Source organism: Paraconexibacter sp., from assembly GCF_059438195.1.
The window spans coordinates 20,964-38,692 of the sequence record NZ_JBLKKY010000027.1; the positions used below are offsets into that span (position 1 = coordinate 20,964).

At 73.3% G+C, this 17,729-nt stretch carries 17 protein-coding genes and 1 pseudogene; 12 read left to right on the top strand and 6 right to left on the bottom strand.

The window, feature by feature from the left end:
- The first annotated feature begins 39 nt into the window (after window positions 1-39).
- The gene (locus ACME2J_RS11010; RefSeq protein WP_495544962.1) at window positions 40-675 is read left to right on the top strand and encodes a response regulator; all 636 of its coding nucleotides are present in this window, start codon (window positions 40-42) and stop codon (window positions 673-675) included.
- Complete coding sequence (locus ACME2J_RS11015) at window positions 672-911, top strand: histidine kinase dimerization/phospho-acceptor domain-containing protein (RefSeq protein WP_495544963.1); 240 nt, start codon at window positions 672-674, stop codon at window positions 909-911. The genes ACME2J_RS11010 and ACME2J_RS11015 overlap by 4 nt, the downstream gene beginning before the upstream one ends.
- Window positions 912-959: 48 nt before the next feature.
- Here ACME2J_RS11015 and ACME2J_RS11020 read toward each other — a convergent pair.
- Window positions 960-2,240, bottom strand: a pseudogene (locus ACME2J_RS11020) (cytochrome P450).
- Between the two features lie 172 nt (window positions 2,241-2,412).
- Here ACME2J_RS11020 and dnaK point away from each other — a divergent pair.
- The 4 genes from dnaK to ACME2J_RS11040 are packed head-to-tail and all read left to right on the top strand — an operon-like array spanning window position 2,413 to window position 6,631.
- Window positions 2,413-4,323: a molecular chaperone DnaK gene (gene dnaK / locus ACME2J_RS11025; RefSeq protein WP_495544964.1), complete on the top strand. Its 1,911-nt coding sequence runs from the start codon at window positions 2,413-2,415 to the stop codon at window positions 4,321-4,323.
- A 2-nt stretch (window positions 4,324-4,325) separates the two neighbouring features.
- Window positions 4,326-4,925 (top strand): nucleotide exchange factor GrpE, encoded by a 600-nt coding sequence (locus tag ACME2J_RS11030; RefSeq protein WP_495544965.1) that lies wholly within the window; start codon window positions 4,326-4,328, stop codon window positions 4,923-4,925.
- 30 nt (window positions 4,926-4,955) lie between these two features.
- Window positions 4,956-6,122: a molecular chaperone DnaJ gene (gene dnaJ, locus ACME2J_RS11035; protein WP_495544966.1), complete on the top strand. Its 1,167-nt coding sequence runs from the start codon at window positions 4,956-4,958 to the stop codon at window positions 6,120-6,122.
- Entirely contained in the window at window positions 6,122-6,631 is a 510-nt protein-coding gene (locus ACME2J_RS11040; RefSeq protein ID WP_495544967.1) for a heat shock protein transcriptional repressor HspR, read from the top strand. The genes dnaJ and ACME2J_RS11040 overlap by 1 nt, the downstream gene beginning before the upstream one ends.
- A gap of 53 nt (window positions 6,632-6,684) precedes the next feature.
- Here the strand turns inward: ACME2J_RS11040 and ACME2J_RS11045 are convergent, their stop codons facing one another.
- The gene (locus ACME2J_RS11045; protein WP_495544968.1) at window positions 6,685-6,852 is read right to left on the bottom strand and encodes a hypothetical protein; all 168 of its coding nucleotides are present in this window, start codon (window positions 6,850-6,852) and stop codon (window positions 6,685-6,687) included.
- A complete protein-coding gene (locus ACME2J_RS11050) occupies window positions 6,852-7,064 on the bottom strand; it encodes a hypothetical protein (RefSeq protein ID WP_495544969.1) in 213 nt (70 codons plus the stop codon). The genes ACME2J_RS11045 and ACME2J_RS11050 overlap by 1 nt, the downstream gene beginning before the upstream one ends.
- Before the next feature lie 161 nt (window positions 7,065-7,225).
- Between ACME2J_RS11050 and clpB the strand changes: the two genes are divergently transcribed.
- On the top strand, window positions 7,226-9,805 hold the full coding sequence (gene clpB, locus ACME2J_RS11055) for an ATP-dependent chaperone ClpB (protein ID WP_495544970.1): 2,580 nt from the start codon (window positions 7,226-7,228) through the stop codon (window positions 9,803-9,805).
- A 91-nt stretch (window positions 9,806-9,896) separates the two neighbouring features.
- On the opposite strand, the gene ACME2J_RS11060 is transcribed toward clpB, so the two are convergent.
- Entirely contained in the window at window positions 9,897-10,616 is a 720-nt protein-coding gene (locus ACME2J_RS11060) for a hypothetical protein (RefSeq protein WP_495544971.1), read from the bottom strand.
- 165 nt (window positions 10,617-10,781) lie between these two features.
- On the opposite strand from ACME2J_RS11060, the gene ACME2J_RS11065 reads away from it, so the two are divergent.
- The 5 genes from ACME2J_RS11065 to ACME2J_RS11085 all read left to right on the top strand — a co-directional run bounded on the left by ACME2J_RS11065 (window position 10,782) and on the right by ACME2J_RS11085 (window position 15,845).
- A complete protein-coding gene (locus ACME2J_RS11065) occupies window positions 10,782-11,063 on the top strand; it encodes a GYD domain-containing protein (RefSeq protein WP_495544972.1) in 282 nt (93 codons plus the stop codon).
- 27 nt (window positions 11,064-11,090) lie between these two features.
- Window positions 11,091-12,353 (top strand): phosphoribosylamine--glycine ligase, encoded by a 1,263-nt coding sequence (gene purD / locus ACME2J_RS11070; RefSeq protein ID WP_495544973.1) that lies wholly within the window; start codon window positions 11,091-11,093, stop codon window positions 12,351-12,353.
- The gene (purE, locus tag ACME2J_RS11075; RefSeq protein WP_495544974.1) at window positions 12,350-12,847 is read left to right on the top strand and encodes a 5-(carboxyamino)imidazole ribonucleotide mutase; all 498 of its coding nucleotides are present in this window, start codon (window positions 12,350-12,352) and stop codon (window positions 12,845-12,847) included. The genes purD and purE overlap by 4 nt, the downstream gene beginning before the upstream one ends.
- Window positions 12,844-14,133 carry an adenylosuccinate lyase gene (gene purB, locus ACME2J_RS11080; RefSeq protein ID WP_495544975.1) on the top strand — a complete coding sequence of 430 codons (1,290 nt, stop codon included), beginning with the start codon at window positions 12,844-12,846 and terminating at the stop codon, window positions 14,131-14,133. The genes purE and purB overlap by 4 nt, the downstream gene beginning before the upstream one ends.
- Before the next feature lie 86 nt (window positions 14,134-14,219).
- Window positions 14,220-15,845: a GMC family oxidoreductase gene (locus tag ACME2J_RS11085; protein WP_495544976.1), complete on the top strand. Its 1,626-nt coding sequence runs from the start codon at window positions 14,220-14,222 to the stop codon at window positions 15,843-15,845.
- 107 nt (window positions 15,846-15,952) lie between these two features.
- On the opposite strand, the gene ACME2J_RS11090 is transcribed toward ACME2J_RS11085, so the two are convergent.
- Together ACME2J_RS11090 and ACME2J_RS11095 are read right to left on the bottom strand one after the other, a co-directional pair.
- Window positions 15,953-16,774, bottom strand: coding sequence for a PPK2 family polyphosphate kinase (locus tag ACME2J_RS11090; RefSeq protein WP_495544977.1), 822 nt, complete (start codon window positions 16,772-16,774; stop codon window positions 15,953-15,955).
- Window positions 16,775-16,810: 36 nt separating this feature from the next.
- Window positions 16,811-17,695 (bottom strand): MYG1 family protein, encoded by an 885-nt coding sequence (locus ACME2J_RS11095; protein ID WP_495544978.1) that lies wholly within the window; start codon window positions 17,693-17,695, stop codon window positions 16,811-16,813.
- Between the last annotated feature and the right edge of the window lie 34 nt (window positions 17,696-17,729).

The window sequence follows — 17,729 nt, forward strand, 5'->3', positions numbered from 1 at the left end:
CTTCGGCGCACCAGGCGCTACGCTGGCCCGCGAGGTTCCATGACGAGACTGGTGATCATCGACGACCACGAGGCGCTCCGCGAGGGCCTCGTCGCGCTGCTCTCGGGGCACGGCCTCGAGATCGTCGGCGCGGCGGGCAACGTCGCGGCGGGGCTCGACCTCGTGGCCCACGACTCCGTCGACGTCGCGATCATCGACATCCGGCTGCCGGACGGCAGCGGCATCGACCTCGCCCGCTCCCTCCTCGCCCGGGACCCCGATCTCGGCGTCATCCTCTACACGGGCGACAGCGACGCCGAGCTCCTCTACGAGGGCCTCGACTCGGGTGCCCGCGGCTACGCGCTCAAGGCCGGCGCGATGGACGAGCTCGTCGCGGCGATCGAGCAGGTCGCGGCCGGCGGGTCCTACGTCGACCCGCGGCTCGATCGGGTCCTCCTCTCGCCGCGCGCGACGGCGAAGGTCCCGCAGCTCTCGCCCCGCGAGCGGGAGATCATGCACCTGATGGCCGAGGGGATGACCGCCGAGCGGATCGGCCAGGAGATCGGCGTGAGCGTTGAGACCGTGCGCACCCACGTGCGCAACGTCATCCGCAAGCTGCAGGCCCGCAACCGGGTCCACGCGATCGCGCTCGCCCTCGAGCGCGGCGAGATCGCCCTCGACCCCGTCGACGAATGAGCACGCCGGACGAGCGGCGGGCCCGCCTCGTCCACGACCTCCGCACGCCGCTCACGATCGTCCTCGGCTTCGCCGACCTCCTGCGCCGCCGCGGCGAGACCCTCGATGCCGACCAGCGCGCCGAGATGCTCGAGCGCATCGACGTCGCCGCCCGGGACATGCAGCGCATCCTCGACGAGGACCGCGGCGAGCGCCACGGCGAGGTCCCCGCCGCCGGCGACCCCCCGCCCACCTGACGAGACTCACGCCAGGCGTGAGTCTCGTCAGGTGGGCGGGCGGAATCGTCAGACCGGGCGGGCGGGTCCGACGGACACGCGCCCGCCTCGCGACGGCGCGAAGGTGATCGCGCGGCGGATCGTGCCCTCGTCGCGGGACCCGGGGGCGGGACGCGGCGGAGCCTCGCGGAGGATCGTGCCGAGGACCGCCTTCATCTCGGTGAGCGCGAAGCTCGCGCCGAGGCAGCGGCGCACGCCGCCGCCGAACGGGATCCACGTGTAGGTGCCGGGCTTCACGCCGTCGAGGAACCGCTCCGGCCGGAAGGCGGCGGGATCGGGGTAGAGGTCCGGGCGGCGGTGGAGGAGGTAGATCGACGGCGCGACGTTCGTCCCGGCCGGGAGGTCCCACGGGCCGAGGCGGAAGGGCGCGGTGAGGGTGCGGACGACCGCGGGGACGACGGGACGCAGCCGCAGGGTCTCCGTGATGACCGCGTCGAGCTGCTCCTCGCCGCCGTCGCGCTGCTCGTCGACGAGCCGCTCGATCCACCCGGGGTGCCTGACGAGCCGCTCGAGCGTCCATGCGAGCGCGGTCGCCGTCGTCTCGTGACCGGCGACGAGGAGCGTCATCGCCTCGTCGACGAGCTCGTCCTCGGTGAGCCCGCGGCCGCTCTCGTCACGGGCCGCGATGAGGAGCGAGAGGACGTCGTCGCCGGCCCGGTCGGCGGCCTGCGCCCGCCGGTGGGCCGCGATCTCCTCGCGGAGGAGCGCGCTCGCCTCCTCGCGAGCGGCGATGAAGCGGCCCCAGGGCGAGAAGCGCCCCCGTCGCGACTGCGTGAGCGCGAGGGCGAGGACCCGCCGCCGCGTCGCGACGATGTCGAGCAGGCGCCGCAGCGGCACGCCGAGGCGCTCGCGGCGGTCGCGGTCGTCGACGCCGAAGACGACGCGGAGGATGACCTCGAGGGTCACCGACTGCATCGACTAGAGGACGCCGAACGGGCGGCCCCGCGGCCAGGCGGCGACGTGGCGCTCGGCGACCTCGGTCATCGTGTCGACGTGCGCGCGCATCCGCTCGCCGTGGAAGGGCGGGAGGAGCATCCGCCGGTGGCGCATGTGCTCGGCCCCGTCGAGGAGGAGGACGGACCCGGGCCCGAGGAGCGGCGAGAGGACGACGTTGCCCTCGCCCGCGTGCAGGACGTCGGGGTCCCCGGTGAAGATCTGCCGCACCGCCGCGGGATCGACGCTGAACACGACCTCGCGGTCGGGCGCCGGCCGCAGGGTGAAGTAGTCGCCGCAGCGCGCGTGGCAGTCCTCGAGGAAGCGCGTCGGCCGCAGGACGAAGCCCGCGGTCATCGTGAAGCGTCCGAGGTCCGGGCGCGGGGGGAGGCCGGGCGTGGTCACGGGGAGACGATACGCCCGCGGCCGGGACGCGCGGGGGCGTCTTGGAGCCGCTCGGAAGATCTGCCATACTCCGACTCAGATTTCACGCGGTCCCCGTTTGCAAGAGAAGGAGCACCACACCCCCATGGGCAAGACCATCGGCATCGACCTCGGCACGACGAACTCGTGCATGGCGGTCCTCGAGGGCGGCGAACCCACCGTCATCGAGAACTCCGAGGGCGGGCGCACCACCCCGTCCGTCGTCGCCTTCACGAAGGGCGGCGAGCGCCTCGTCGGCACGGTCGCCAAGCGGCAGGCCGTGACGAACCCGCAGAACACGATCTTCTCCGTCAAGCGCTTCATGGGCCGCAAGGAGGCCGAGGTGCGCGAGGAGGAGTCGATCGTCCCCTACAAGGTCGTCTCCGGGCCCGGCGGCGACGCGCGCATCGAGGCCGACGAGAAGCAGTACTCGCCGCCGGAGATCAGCGCGATGACGCTCGCGAAGCTCAAGGCGGACGCCGAGGCCTACCTCGGGGAGACCGTCGACGGCGCCGTCATCACGGTCCCCGCGTACTTCAACGACGATCAGCGTCAGGCGACGAAGGACGCCGGCAAGATCGCCGGCCTCGACGTCAAGCGCATCATCAACGAGCCGACCGCGGCGTCGCTCGCCTACGGCCTCGACAAGGAGGACGACCAGACGATCCTCGTCTTCGACCTCGGCGGCGGCACGTTCGACGTGTCGGTCCTCGAGATCGGCGACGGCGTCTTCGAGGTGAAGTCGACCGCCGGTGACAACCACCTCGGCGGCGACAACTGGGACAAGGCGGTCGTCGACTGGCTCGCCGGCGAGTTCAAGCGCGACCAGGGCATCGACCTCACGCAGGACCCGATGGCTCTCCAGCGCCTCTACGAGGCGGCGGAGAAGGCGAAGATCGAGCTCTCGAGCGCGCAGGAGTCGCAGATCAACCTGCCGTTCATCACCGCCGACGCCTCCGGGCCGAAGCACCTCGACGTCCGCCTCACCCGCGCGAAGTTCAACGAGCTGACGAGCGGCCTCCTCGACCGCGTCATCGCCCCGGTTCGCCAGGCGCTCGACGACGCGAAGGAGAAGGGCGTCGACTCGGTCGACCACGTCGTCCTCGTCGGCGGCATGACGCGCAACCCGGCCGTCCAGGAGAAGGTGAAGGAGCTCACCGGGAAGGACCCGCACCGCGGCGTCAACCCGGACGAGGTCGTCGCGATCGGCGCCGCCATCCAGGCGGGCGTCCTCGCCGGCGACGTGAAGGACGTCCTCCTCCTCGACGTCACCCCGCTCACGCTCGGCATCGAGACGAAGGGCGGCGTCATGACGAAGCTCATCGAGCGCAACACGACGATCCCGACGCGGAAGTCCGAGGTCTTCTCGACCGCCGAGGACAACCAGCCGTCCGTCGAGATCCACGTCCTCCAGGGCGAGCGCGAGATGGCGACGTACAACAAGTCGCTCGGCAAGTTCCAGCTCACCGGCATCCCGCCGGCGCCGCGTGGGGTCCCGCAGATCGAGGTCGCGTTCGACATCGACGCGAACGGCATCCTCTCCGTGAGCGCGAAGGACCTCGGCACCGGCAAGGAGCAGAAGATCGAGATCAAGGCCGGTGGCGGCCTCTCCGAGGACGAGATCAAGCGCATGGTCTCCGACGCCGAGACGCACGCCGAGGAGGACCGCAACGCCCGTGAGCTCGCCGAGGCGAAGAACGGCGCCGAGAACGCGGCCTACCAGGCCGAGCGGCAGCTCGCCGATCTCGGCGACCAGGTCGACGCCGCCTCGAAGGAGCAGATCGAGACCGCGATCAAGGACGTGCGCGACGCGCTCGAGTCCGACGACGCCGCCGCGATCAACGCGAAGGCCGAGGCGCTCCAGGCCGCCTTCCACGGCGTCTCGGAGAAGCTCTACGAGCAGGCCCAGGCCCAGGCGGCGGCCGCCGGCGCCGAGGGCTCGCCGGACGGCGCGGGCGCGGCCGACGAGTCCGAGGAGGACGTCGTCGACGCCGAGGTCGTCGACGAGGGCCGCTAGGCATGGAGTCCCGCCCGGACACCCACGAGCACGGCACCCCGCCGGCGGCCGAGCAGCCGCCGGCGGCCGGCGCCGACGCGGCCGAGGCCCGGCCGGAGACCGACGAGCGCACGGACGGCGCGGCCGAGGCCGCGCCGCCGGGCGACGCCGGCGACGGGCACGACGCCGCCGCGGAGGAGCCCGACTACAAGGACCTCTACCTGCGCAGCGCCGCCGAGCTCGACAACGTCCGCAAGCGCGCCCGCCAGCAGGTCGGCGCGGCGGAGGCGAAGGGCGTCGGGCGGCTCGCGAAGGAGCTGCTGCCCGCGCTCGACAACCTCGAGCGGGCCATCGCCGCCGTCGAGGCAGAGGACACGCCGGGCGACGCGTCGGTGACGCAGGGGGTCCGGCTCGTCCAGCAGGAGCTCGTCGGGGCGCTCGAGCGCGTCGGCATCGTCCCGGACTCGCCGAAGGGCGAGCAGTTCGACCCGCACCGCCACGAGGCCGTCGCGCAGACGCCCGTCGAGGGGGCCGAGAGCGGCACGATCATCGAGGTCTACCAGGCGGGCTACCGCCACGGGGACGAGGTCCTGCGGGCCGCCAAGGTCGTCGTCGCCCAGTAGCACGACCCATCCCGATCACCACCCCAGCCCATGGCTTCCCGTCCCGATCTGTACAAGACCCTCGGCGTCGACAAGAAGGCGACCGCCGAGGAGATCAAGAAGGCGCACCGCAAGCTCGTCCGGCAGTACCACCCGGATCGCAAACCGGACGACCCCGAGGCCGAGAAGCGCTTCAAGGAGGTCCAGTCGGCCTACGACGTCCTCGGGGACGCCGAGAAGCGCAAGCAGTACGACCGCGGCACGCTCTTCGGCGGCATGGGCGGGGGCGGGACCGCCGGCGGCCCGGGCGGCTTCGGCGGCTTCGACGCCGGCAACTTCTCCGACATCCTCTCGAACATCTTCGGGAGCGGCGCGGGGACTGCCGGCGGCGGGCGGACGGGCACCCGCGCGCCGCGGCCCGAGCGCGGCGCCGACCTCGAGGCCTCGGTGACGATCTCGTTCGACGAGGCGATGTCGGGCGCCCAGGTGCAGCTCAGCGTCCCGAGCTCGCAGACCTGCGGGACGTGCCGCGGCTCCGGCGCGAAGCCGGGCACCTCGCCGGTCGTCTGCCCTCGCTGCCAGGGGCGCGGCATCGAGGCCCAGGGCCAGGGGCTCTTCTCGATCTCCCAGCCCTGCCGTCGCTGCGAGGGCACGGGCGTCGTCATCGAGCAGCCCTGCCCGACGTGCGGCGGTCAGGGGGCGACCCGCACGGTCAAGCGCTACAAGGTGAACATCCCCGCGGGCGTCCGCGAGGGCTCGCGGGTCCGCCTCGCCGGCAAGGGCGAGCCCGGTCGCAGCGGCGGCCCGGCGGGCGACCTCTACGTGACGACCCACGTCGAGGACTCGAGCCTCTTCCGCCGCAAGGGCGACAACCTCGAGGTCGAGGTGCCGCTCACGATCCCCGAGGCCATCCGCGGGGCGGAGGTCGAGGTCCCGACGCTCGCCGGCCGCAAGCGCCTCCGCGTGTCGCCGGGCACGAAGCACGGCACCGTCCAGCGGCTCCGCGGTGAGGGGCCGCCGAAGCTCGCCGCGCCCAAGGAGCGCGGCGACATCCACTACCGGTTCGTCATCGACGTCCCGAAGACGCTGAGCAAGGAGCAGTCCGAGGCGGTCGAGAGGCTGTCCGAGGTGATGGGCGGCGATCCGCGAGCCCGGCTCTTCGGCGACGCGGCCGCCGCGGCGGATCGCGAGCCGGCCGGGCAGGGGAGCGAGGGCTGATGGCCGAGCGTCGCGTCACCCGCCGCTCCCCGGGCCAGAGCGTCCGCGTGACGGTCGCCGAGGACCGCGGCGTGTTCATGATCTCGGTCGCCGCCGAGCTCGCCGAGATGCACCCGCAGACCCTGCGGATGTACGAGGCGCGGGGGCTCATCGAGCCGAAGCGCTCCCCGAAGGGCACCCGGCTCTACTCGCACGCGGACGTCGAGCGGCTGCGCAAGATCCAGCGCATGACGACGGAGTACGGCCTCAACCTCGCCGGCGTCGAGAAGGTCATGGAGCTCGAGGACGCGCTCGAGCGCAAGGCCGCCGATCTGGAGCGCGCGCGCCGGAAGGTCGAGCAGCTCGAGGCCCGGGCCGAGGAGCTGCAGACCGAGATCACCCGGCTCGAGGCCGTGCGCGAGAAGGTCCGCGCGGACATCGTCCGCTACGAGGCGCCCGGGACGGACGTCGTGCGAGCGAAGGACCTCGCGCCGTCGCGCCGGATGCGCATCCGCGTCGAGCGCGACTGAGGCGCCGCTCCCGCGACCGAGGCGCCGGTCTCCGGCGGCGGGGACGCCGCGGGTCAGCCCACCGGGCGACGGCGCTCGACGGGGCCGCGGCGCGGGTACCGGGCGGCGCGCCCGTCGGCGATCGTGCGATCGCGGCGCCGCTCGTTGTTCGGGGAGTGGCTGCGCTCGCCGAACGGCCGCCGGCGCAGCGGCTCCCGGGCGAGCTCGCGGCGCGCGGACATCAGGTGTTCCCCCGCGTCGGCCGGTCCGGCCCCTCGTCCTCCTCTGCGGCTCGCCGGGCCTCGGAGCCCTTCGGGAGATCGTGGGCGGTGATGTCGCCGTGCACCTCGGGGGTGTCGCCCGCGGCGGTCTCGTCGTCGGGGGAGAAGGGCCCGAGCGGCTCCTCGTGCTCCTCGTCGTGCGGGGGCGCCTTCGTCGTGCGGTCGTCCTCCATGGGCGCATCCTTCCCGGCGCGCCGGGGCGTGAATCACCCCCAGGACCTGCGAGAGACCCGGTCCTCGGCGGGTGCTCTTGTGCCGGACGCGGCGACGTGTCACAATCTCAGTCTCTCGCACTGAGATTTTCCCACCTCGAGTCAGAAAGTCCCTCAATCTCATGCAGCCGGATCGCTTCACCACTCTCACCCAGGAGGCCGTCCGCGACGCGATCTCGCTCGCGGAGACGCGGCGCAATCCCCAGGCGATGCCGGAGCATCTCCTGCTCGCGCTGCTCGACCAGGACGGCGGCCTCGTCCCCGCGGTCCTGGAGAAGCTCGACGTCGCTCTCGGCACGCTCCGCACCCGCGTCGACGAGGCCGTCGGCGCGCTCCCGACCCTCGGCGAGGGCGGCGAGGTCGCCGGCCCGGCCTCCGAGCTGCTCCAGGTCCTCCGCGCCGCCGACCACGAGATGCGCGAGCTCGGGGACGAGTACATCTCGACCGAGCACGTCCTCCTGTCGCTCTCCGGCCACAACTCGCGGGCCGGCGAGGCCCTGCGCGCCGTCGGCGCGACGAAGGAGCGCCTCGCTCCGGTCGTCGCGGAGATCCGCGGGCCGCACAAGGTGACCGACCAGAACCCCGAGGAGCGCTACCAGGCGCTGAAGCGGTTCGGCATCGACCTCACCGAGCGCGCCGAGCGCGGCGAGCTCGACCCCGTCATCGGGCGCGACGACGAGATCCGCCGGGTCATCCAGGTCCTCTCGCGGCGCACGAAGAACAACCCGGTCCTCATCGGCGAGCCCGGCGTCGGCAAGACGGCGATCGCCGAGGGCCTCGCCCAGCGCATCGTCCAGGGCGACGTCCCCGAGTCGCTGCGCGACCGGCGCGTCGTCGCGCTCGACATCGGCTCGCTCATCGCGGGCGCGAAGTACCGCGGCGAGTTCGAGGACCGGCTGAAGGCCGTCCTCAAGGAGGTCCAGGAGGCCCGCGGCCAGATCATCCTCTTCCTCGACGAGCTCCACACGATCGTCGGCGCCGGCGCGGCCGAGGGCGCGGTCGACGCCGCGAACCTCCTCAAGCCGATGCTCGCCCGCGGCGAGCTGCGGGCCGTCGGCGCGACGACGCTCGACGAGTACCGCAAGCACATCGAGAAGGACGCGGCGCTCGAGCGGCGCTTCCAGCCGGTGACGGTCGGCGAGCCGTCCGTCGAGGACGCGATCGCGATCCTCCGCGGCCTCAAGGAGCGCTACCAGGAGCACCACGGCGTCCGCATCCAGGACGGCGCGCTCATCGCCGCCGCGACGCTGTCGCAGCGCTACATCGCCGACCGCTTCCTCCCGGACAAGGCCATCGACCTCGTCGACGAGGCCGCGTCGCGGCTGTCCATCGAGATGGACTCGGTCCCGACCGAGATCGACGAGGTCAACCGCCGCAAGCTCCAGCTCGAGATCGAGCGCACCTCGCTCGAGAAGGAGACCGATGAGGCGTCGAAGGAGCGTCTCGAGGCCCTCGAGCGCGAGCTCGCCGACCTCGAGGAGCAGCTCGCGACGATGACCGCCGAGTGGCAGCGCGAGAAGGAGGCGGCGCAGGGCGTCGCCCACATCCAGGCGCAGATCGGCGAGCTCGAGCGCGAGCTGGAGCGGGCCGAGCGCGACGCCGACCTCGAGACCGCCGCCAAGCTCCGCCACGGCGAGATCCCCGAGCTGCGGCGCCGCCTCTCCGAGGCCGAGGCCGCGGGCACCGAGGAGACGCAGGAGCCGTCCCGCTTCTTCAAGAGCGAGGTCGACGCCGAGGACGTCGCCGAGGTCGTCGCCCGCTGGACGGGCATCCCGGTGAACCGGCTCCTCGAGGGCGAGGTCGAGAAGCTCGTCCACCTCGAGGACCGCCTGCACGACCGCGTCGTCGGTCAGGACGATGCCGTCGACGCGGTCTCCGCGGCGATCCGCCGCAGCCGCGCCGGCCTCCAGGATCCTGACCGCCCGATCGGCTCGTTCCTCTTCATGGGCCCGACCGGCGTCGGCAAGACCGAGCTCGCCCGGGCGCTCGCCGAGCTGCTCTTCGACAGCCAGGACGCGATGGTGCGGCTCGACATGTCCGAGTACATGGAGAAGCACTCCGTGTCGCGGCTCGTCGGCGCGCCTCCCGGCTACGTCGGCTACGACGAGGGCGGTCAGCTCACCGAGGCGGTCCGCCGCCGGCCGTACGGCGTCGTCCTGCTCGACGAGATCGAGAAGGCGCACCCCGACGTGTTCAACACGCTGCTGCAGGTGATGGACGACGGCCGGCTCACCGACGGCCAGGGCCGGACGGTCGACTTCAAGAACGTCGTCCTCATCCTCACGTCGAACGTCGGCGCGGGGAGCCCCGACGGGTACCGCGCCGCGCTCGAGCGGACGTTCCGGCCGGAGTTCCTCAACCGGCTCGACGACATCGTCGAGTTCCACGCGCTCGACCGCGAGCAGCTCGGCCAGATCGTCGACCTCCAGGCGGAGCGGCTCATCGAGCGCGTCCGCGAGCGCGGCATCGAGGTCGATCTCACCGACGAGGCGAAGATGCTCCTCGGCGACCTCGGCCACGACCCGACCTACGGCGCCCGTCCGCTCAAGCGGGTCATCCAGAAGCGCCTCGTCGATCCGCTGGCGCTCGGGATCCTCGAGGGCCGCTTCCGCGACGGCGACCACGTCCGGGTCGAGGCCCGCGACGGCGAGCTCGCGCTCGAGAGCGTCGAGGCGCCGCAGCCCGCGTCGAGCACCGCGTAGGCCCCGCCCACCCATCTCCCCTGACGGAGCTCACGCCGAGCGTGAGCTCCGTCCCAGGGGGCGGATGGGGGGACGGCCCGGTCCGGGGTCCCTACCGGACCCGGACGGCGACGACGTCGTGGACGAACGACGACCTCGCGCGGCCGCGGGTGTAGCGCTCGCGGGTGTCGACCTGCAGGCGCCACCGGCCCTTCTCGGGCCGGAACGGGAAGAGGCGGCGGCGCGACGTCCGCGCGAGGCGGCCGCACGGCCCGCTCGTCTCCCCGAGCCGCACCGTCCGCCGGAGGCGGCCGTTCGGGCGCACGTAGTGGAGGTAGACGTCCCGGCCGGCGGGCAGCGGCTCGCCGTCCGGCGCGAAGCCGAGCCCGTCGGCGCGCCACCGGACCCGCAGGGACCGCGGGTCGCCGCGGGTCGGCGAGAACCGCGCGACGACGTCGGTCGTCCGGAAGCGCGCCGACGCGGCGTGCGGGCCCTCGTCGACGCGGACGAGCCACGAGCGCTCGGTCCGGCCCATCCGCCGCAGCGACGGCGTCGTGAAGCTCCCCGCGACGCCCCCGGCGGCGTCCACCGTGCCGAGGCCGCCCGAGAGGGGCAGGTCGTCGAGGCTCACCTGGAAGAGCGCGCCAGGCGTGAACCCGCGGCCCCCGAGGCGCACGTGCGGCGCGACCCGCTCGCCGCCGCGGACGGTGTCGAGGTAGCAGGCGCGATCGACGCCGACGGCGACGGCGCGCGCGGAGGCCGGCGCCACGCTCGCGGCGAGGACGACGGCGGAGCTGGCGAGTGCGGTGGAGCGGACGATGCGGGCGGGCATGGCGGGAGCGGCGGCGCGCCGCGTCGGCGTGGACGGTACCGCCGCCGGCGGAGCCCAGGGCCGGCCGCGCGGGCCCATCCGCGGGCGCCGACGTACGTCGGTCGTGCCGATCGGGTAGAACGCGGGGGTCGCAGCATTCACCCGCGGTCCGACCCGGAGGTCACGTTGCCCACGTACATCATGCTCTCGACGCTCACTCCCGAGGGCGTCCAGACCGTCAAGAACAACCCCGCGCGCATCCGCGAGGTGAACAACGAGATCGAGCAGCTCGGCGCGACGGTGAAGGCCCAGTGGTCGACGCTCGGCCGCTTCGACTTCATCAACGTCGTCGAGGCGCCCGACGAGCAGACGATGGCGCGCGTGAGCCTCGAGCTCGGCTCACGCGGCACGGCGCGCTACGAGACGCTGCCCGCGATCGGGATCGACGACTTCATCTCGAGCCTCTAGCCGCGGCGCCCCGCGCCGTCTCCGCACGTGAAGGTCCTCGTCGTCGGCTCCGGCGGCCGCGAGCACGCGATCGTCCGCGCGCTCGCGCGCTCGCCGCAGCGGCCGACCCTGCTCTGCGCGCCGGGCAATCCCGGCATCGCTCGTGACGCCGAGCTCGTCGCCGTCGCCGTCACCGACACCGACGGCCTCGTCGCCGCGGCCGAGCGCCACGACGTCGGCCTCGTCGTCATCGGGCCCGAGGTCCCGCTCGTCGCGGGGCTCGTCGACGCGATGCGGGCCGCCGGCAGGCGCGCGTTCGGCCCCGTCGCCGCCGCCGCGCGGCTCGAGGGGTCGAAGGAGCACGCCAAGGAGGTGATGGCGGCCGCCGCCGTCCCCACCGCGGGGTGGACGGCCGTCGATGACGTCGAGGCCGGGATGGCGGCCATCACCGGCTACCCGACCGTCCTCAAGTTCGACGGCCTCGCCGCGGGCAAGGGCGTCGTCATCGCCTCCGACGAGGCGGAGGCGCGCGCCACGCTCGAGGCGTTCCTCGAGGACCGCCGCTTCGGGCCCGGCCGCGTCGTCGTGGAGGAGTTCCTCGACGGCGAGGAGCTCTCGCTGCTCGCGGTCTGCGACGGCGTCCGCGCGGTCCCGATGGCCCCCGCGCAGGACTACAAGCGCATCCACGACGGCGACGAGGGACCCAACACCGGCGGCATGGGCTCGTACTCGCCGGTCGCCGGCATCGACGCGGATCGCGCGGCGGAGATCGCGGCGGCGGTCCACCAGCCGGTGGTCGACGAGCTCGCCCGCCGGGGGTCGCCGTTCCACGGGATCCTCTACGCGGGCCTCATGCTCACCGCGGACGGGCCGAAGGTCCTCGAGTTCAACACCCGCTTCGGCGACCCCGAGACCCAGGCCGTCCTCCCGCGCCTGCGCAGCGACCTCCTCGACGTCCTCCTCCGCGCGACCGACGAGGGCGGGCTCGACGGGGTCGCCCTCGAGTGGGACGAGCGGTGGGCGGTGACGCTCGTGCTCGCGAGCGCGGGGTACCCGGAGAGCCCCCGGACGGGCGACCTCATCCGCGGTCTCGACGACGTTCCCGGTGACATCGAGGTGACGCACGCCGGGACGGGCGAGTCCCCGGACGGCCTCGTCACCGCCGGCGGCCGGGTCCTCAACGTCACCGCGCTCGGCGACGACGCGGCAGCGGCGCGCGACGCCGCGTACGCTGCCGCCGACCTGATCACCTTCGACGGCAAGCAGCAGCGCACGGACATCGCCCTCCGTGCGGTGGAGAGGACGACATGAGCGAGCAGGATCTTCCCGTGGACCCCCATCCCGAGACGGCGGAGACGCCGCAGACCCAGACCGCCGTCGCCGAGCGCGAGAGCGGCGGCGCGTCCCCCGAGGTCGGGATCATCATGGGCTCCCAGTCCGACCTCGAGGAGATGGAGAAGGCGGGGAAGGTCCTCGCCGAGGCCGAGGTCTCCTACGAGATCAACGTGATGTCCGCGCACCGCGACCCCGAGAAGGTCGCCGACTACTGCAAGGGCGCGCGCGAGCGCGGGCTGCGGGTCATCATCGCGGGCGCCGGCCTGTCGGCCGCGCTGCCGGGCGTCGCCGCGGCGCACACCGACCTCCCCGTGATCGGCGTGCCCCTCTCGAGCCGGCTGAGTGCGGCGGGCGGCCTCGACTCCATCCTCTCGGTCGTCCAGATGCCGCCGGGCGTGCCCGTCGCCTCGGTCGGCCTCGACAACCCGCGCAACGCGGCGCATCTCGCGATCCGCATCCTCAACGCGTGATCGAGCGCTACACCCGCCCCGAGATCGGGGCGCTGTGGACCGACCACGCGAAGATGGAGGCGTGGCGCGAGGTGGAGGTCGCCGCGTGCGAGGAGATGGACGGGCCGACGCCCGAGGACCTCGAGGCGATCCGCGCCGCGACGTTCACGGTCGAGGCGGTGCAGGAGCGCGAGAGGACCACCGACCACGACGTCGCGGCGTTCGTCGACGTCCTCAGCGCGAGCGCCGGTCCCGGCGGCCGCTGGATCCACTACGGCCTCACGTCGTCGGACGTCCTCGACACCGCGCTCGCGCTGCAGCTGCGCAAGGCCGGCGACATCGTCGTCGCAGGTGCGCGGGAGGTCCGCGACGCGCTCGTCGCCCAGGCCCGCGAGCACGTGGGGACGGTCTGCACCGGGCGGACCCACGGCATCCACGCCGAGCCGACGACGTTCGGCGTGAAGCTCGCCGGGTTCGCGTTCGAGGCGCACCGCAACGTCGAGCGGCTCGAGCGCGCCTTCGACCAGGTCGCGGTCGGCGCGATCAGCGGCGCCGTCGGGACGTACAGCGCGACGTCTCCCGACTACGAGGCGCGCGTGCTGCAGCGCCTCGGCCTGCGGCGGGAGGACGTCTCGACGCAGGTCGTGCCGCGCGACCGGCACGCCGAGGTGCTGCAGGCGGTCGCCCTCGCCGGCGCCGGGCTCGAGCGCCTCGCGACCGAGATCCGCCACCTCCAGCGCACCGAGGTGCGCGAGGTCGAGGAGCCGTTCCGCGCCGGCAAGCAGAAGGGCTCGAGCGCGATGCCGCACAAGCGCAACCCGATCACGACGGAGCGGATCACCGGTCTGGCGCGGGTCCTGCGCGGCTACGCGCAGACGGGGCTCGAGAACGTCGCGCTGTGGCACGAGCGCGACATCAGCCACTCCGGCGCCGAGCGCGTCGTCCTCCCCGACGCGACGATCGCGCTCGACTACTGCCACGGCCTCGCGACGCGCGTCGTGACCGGCATGGTCGTCCACGCCGACCGGATGCGCGAGAACCTCGACCTCACCTACGGGGCGCTCTTCTCGCAGCGGCTCCTCCTGGCGCTCATCGACGGGCCGTCGGCGATGGTGCGCGACGACGCCTACCGCATCGCGCAGGAGAACGCCCAGAAGGCGTGGGACACGCGGACCCCGCTGCGCGAGCTGCTCGAGCCTCAGGCCGGCGAGCTGCAGATCGACCTCGACGAGATCTTCGATCTCGGGCACTACACGCGTCACGCGGCGGAGATCGTCGCGCGCCTCGACGCGATCGCCGGGACGTGACCGGCGGGTCCCGGGGTTGACCTCGGGCCCGTCGGAGGAGGATGCTCGCTCTCGCAGTCACACCCTGCGAGAGGAGAGAGATCGCCGTGTCCACGTCGTACGACTACGTCATCGTCGGGGCCGGTTCCGCCGGCTGCGTCCTCGCCAACCGATTGAGCGCCGACCCCGGCGTCTCGGTCCTCCTCATCGAGGCGGGCGGGCCGGATGCGAACGACCTCATCCACATCCCGGCCGCGTTCGGAGCCCTCTTCCGCACCGACCAGGACTGGGACCACTCGACGGTGTGGGAGCCCAACTGCGAGAACCGGCGGATCTACCTGCCGCGCGGGAAGATGCTCGGCGGGTCGAGCTCGATCAACGCGATGATCTACATCCGCGGTGCGCGCTCGGACTGGGACGACTGGGCGGGCGAGGGGTGCGAGGGCTGGAGCTACGCGGAGATGCTCCCGTACTTCAAGCGCTCCGAGGACAACGAGCGCGGGGCGAGCGACGCCCACGGCGCCGGGGGCGAGCTGCGGGTCAGCGAGCCGCGGGCCCGCAGCGAGATGGCCGCCGCCTTCGTCGAGGCGGCGCAGGTGCGCGGCATCCCGGCGAACCCGGACTTCAACTCCGGGACGCAAGACGGCGTCGGCTGGTACCAGGTGACGCAGCGGGAGGGGAAGCGCGGGAGCACCGCGGTCTCCTTCCTGCACCCGGTCGAGGACCGCCCGAACCTCACGGTCGAGACGCACGTCCAGGTGACGAAGATCCTCACCGAGGGCGGCCGCGCGACCGGCGTCACCGGGCTCCGGCTCTCCGAGCAGCTCGAGTACCGCGCCGAGCGCGAGGTCATCGTGTGCGGCGGCGCGTACAACTCGCCGCAGCTCCTCATGCTCTCGGGGATCGGCCGCGGGCTCGAGAGCGAGGCGCTCCAGATCGAGCACGTCGCCGAGGTGCCGGGCGTCGGGATGAACCTCTCCGACCATCCGAACGCCGGCGTCATCCACTCCTCCGACCGCGAGGTCTCGCTCTTCGGGGCGCTCAACGACGAGAACCTCGGCGCCTGGATGGCGGGCGAGGGGCCGCTCACCTCGAACATCGGGGAGTCCGGCGGCTTCATCCGCACCCGCGACGACATGTCGGACCCGGACATCCAGTTCCACATGGTCCCGGCGGTCTTCGGTCAGGAGGGCCTCGTCCCCGCGGACCGGCACGGCATGACGCTCGCCGTGTGCGTGCTCAAGCCGAAGGCGCGCGGCTACGTCGCGCTCGGCTCCCCGGACCCGACCGCGAAGCCGCTCATCTGCCACAACTACTACGAGCATCCGGACGACCTCGCGTCGATCGTCGCCGGGGTCCGGACGGCGATGGAGATCATGGCGACGTCGCCGCTCGCGGAGTACTCGAGCGGGCCGCTCGTCGCGCCGGAGTCGGCCTCCGACGAGGACATCGTGGCCCACGTCCGCCACACGACGCAGACGCTCTACCACCCGGTCGGGACCTGCAAGATGGGCGCGGAGGACGACGAGGCCGCGGTCGTCGACGGCCACTGCCGGGTCCGCGGCGTCGAGGGCCTGCGGGTCGTCGACGCGTCGGTGTTCCCGAGCGTCCCGCGCGGGAACACGAACGCCCCGGTCATCGCGCTCGCCGAGCGGGCCGCCGACCTCATCCTCGGCAGGACGCCGCTCGCGGCCGAGCAGACCGCGCCGCCGCAGGACGCCGCGATCGCCTGATCGGCCCATCCCTCCTGACGTTCCTCACGCCCAGCGTGAGGAACGTCGGTGTGGTGTGGCGCAGTCGCCGTCGTTCACCGTCGCGGGACGCGAGCGTCCCGCGCGGCTCACTCGACGACGGCGCCGTCGATCGCCTCCGGCGCCTCGGGGTACTGCGGGTCGAGCTTCTCGAGGGCCGCGACGAGGAGCTCGAGCACCGCCCAGTCCCGGTACCACTTGTGGTCGGCGGGGACGACGTACCACGGCGCGTGCTCGGTGCTCGTCCTCTCGACCGTCTCGCGATAGGCCTCGAGGTAGGCCTCCCAGTCGTCGCGCGCCTCGATGTCGCTGCGCGCGAACTTCCAGCGCTTGCGGGGATCGTCGATGCGCTTGCGCAGCCGCTTCCCCTGCTCCTCCTTCGAGACGTGGAGGTAGATCTTCACGATCGCCGTCCCGGAGTCGTGCAGCAGCTCCTCGAAGGCGACGATGTGCGCGTAGCGGCCGCGCCACGTCGCCTCGGGGACGAGGTCGCGGACGCGCGCGACGAGGACGTCCTCGTAGTGGCTGCGGTTGAACACCGAGATGTCGCCGCGTCGCGGAGCGTGGGCGTGGACGCGCCAGAGGAAGTCGTGCGCGAGCTCCTCGTCGCTCGGCGGGCCGAAGCTCCGCACCTGGACGCCCTGAGGGTTGACGCCCGCGAAGACCGATCGGATCGTGCCGTCCTTGCCGCCGGCGTCCGGGGCCTGGAGGATGAGGAGGAGCGACTTCCGGCTCTCCGCCCACAGCCGTCCCTGGAGGTCCTTCAGCCGCTCGCGCAGCTCCATGCTCGCCGCCTCGGTGGTCTCGCGGTCGCCGGGCGCGCTCGGCGTCCCGTCGGCGTCGGCCTCCTCGAGCGCCGGACGCGTGTGAGGAGGGACGCGCCAGGTGGCGCCGTGCGAGCGTCGTTCCATCGCGCGACTATGCCACCGCGCGTCGTCGCGCGCCGCTCATCGGTCGGCGAGGGCGAGCCGTGCGAGCGCGAGCGCGCCCTCCCGGCTCCCCGCGACGGCGAGGAACCGCGCCGAGTGGCAGAAGCGGGCGTCCTCGACGCCCGTGAGGGCGGCGAGCTCCTCGGCCTGCAGGCCCGCCCAGTCCTCGGGGAGGTCGAGCCGGTTCTCGAAGCGCCCGAGGACGGCCGGGACCGCCTGCAGGCCCCACCCGGTGCTCTTGGGGACGACGACGAAGAGGGCCTCGGGAGCGTGCGCGTGGATCGCGCGGTGCCAGGGGACGCTCTCCTCGAGGACGACGACGCGCGGGTCGTCGCCGCTCGCGACGGCGTCGGCGACGATCGCGTCGGCGCGCATCGTGGCGCGGGCGCCCGCGATCTCACGCCGGAGGACGCCCTCGGCGACCTCGAGGGCCTCCCGGAAGCGGGCGTCGACCGCCTCGTCGTCGTCCGGCTCGTCCCACCGGGGATTGAAGGCGGCGAGGACGTCGCTCACCGTCATCGCCTTCACCCCGGCGATGACGGGCTCGGCGACGGTCTGGCCGTTGTCGTTCGCGTCGACGGGCTGCACGAGGACCTCGTCGACGAGCGCGGCGACCCGCTCGTCGTCCCCGCACGCTCGAGGACCGACGTCCCTCCAGACGAGGCCGAAGGACGCGAACCGGATGCCGTTGGGCCGCTCGCCCGCGCCGCCGCGCTGGTGGTGGTCGTAGTCGCCGGTCGAGGGGTCGTCGCGCAGGCCGACGTCGACGCGGACGTCGCACCCGGCGTGCGCGTCCCGGTCGCGGGTGCGGACGATCTCGAAGTCCCCGTGGGCGAGGCGGAGCGCCGCGATCGCGAAGATCTCGTCGGCGTGGAACGAGCCGGAGTGGGTGGCGACCTTCATGGGAGCGCAGCGTAGTTCGCGGGGCCCCGGGGCG

Coding starts and splice junctions, on each gene's coding strand:
- ACME2J_RS11050 (WP_495544969.1), bottom strand. CDS start 7,064: ATGGAGGACGACCGCACGACGAAGGCGCCCCCGCACGACGAGGAGCAC.
- ACME2J_RS11015 (WP_495544963.1), top strand. CDS start 672: ATGAGCACGCCGGACGAGCGGCGGGCCCGCCTCGTCCACGACCTCCGC.
- ACME2J_RS11010 (WP_495544962.1), top strand. CDS start 40: ATGACGAGACTGGTGATCATCGACGACCACGAGGCGCTCCGCGAGGGC.
- dnaK (WP_495544964.1), top strand. CDS start 2,413: ATGGGCAAGACCATCGGCATCGACCTCGGCACGACGAACTCGTGCATG.
- ACME2J_RS11040 (WP_495544967.1), top strand. CDS start 6,122: ATGGCCGAGCGTCGCGTCACCCGCCGCTCCCCGGGCCAGAGCGTCCGC.
- clpB (WP_495544970.1), top strand. CDS start 7,226: ATGCAGCCGGATCGCTTCACCACTCTCACCCAGGAGGCCGTCCGCGAC.
- dnaJ (WP_495544966.1), top strand. CDS start 4,956: ATGGCTTCCCGTCCCGATCTGTACAAGACCCTCGGCGTCGACAAGAAG.
- ACME2J_RS11045 (WP_495544968.1), bottom strand. CDS start 6,852: ATGTCCGCGCGCCGCGAGCTCGCCCGGGAGCCGCTGCGCCGGCGGCCG.
- ACME2J_RS11060 (WP_495544971.1), bottom strand. CDS start 10,616: ATGCCCGCCCGCATCGTCCGCTCCACCGCACTCGCCAGCTCCGCCGTC.
- ACME2J_RS11090 (WP_495544977.1), bottom strand. CDS start 16,774: ATGGAACGACGCTCGCACGGCGCCACCTGGCGCGTCCCTCCTCACACG.
- ACME2J_RS11030 (WP_495544965.1), top strand. CDS start 4,326: ATGGAGTCCCGCCCGGACACCCACGAGCACGGCACCCCGCCGGCGGCC.
- ACME2J_RS11095 (WP_495544978.1), bottom strand. CDS start 17,695: ATGAAGGTCGCCACCCACTCCGGCTCGTTCCACGCCGACGAGATCTTC.
- purE (WP_495544974.1), top strand. CDS start 12,350: ATGAGCGAGCAGGATCTTCCCGTGGACCCCCATCCCGAGACGGCGGAG.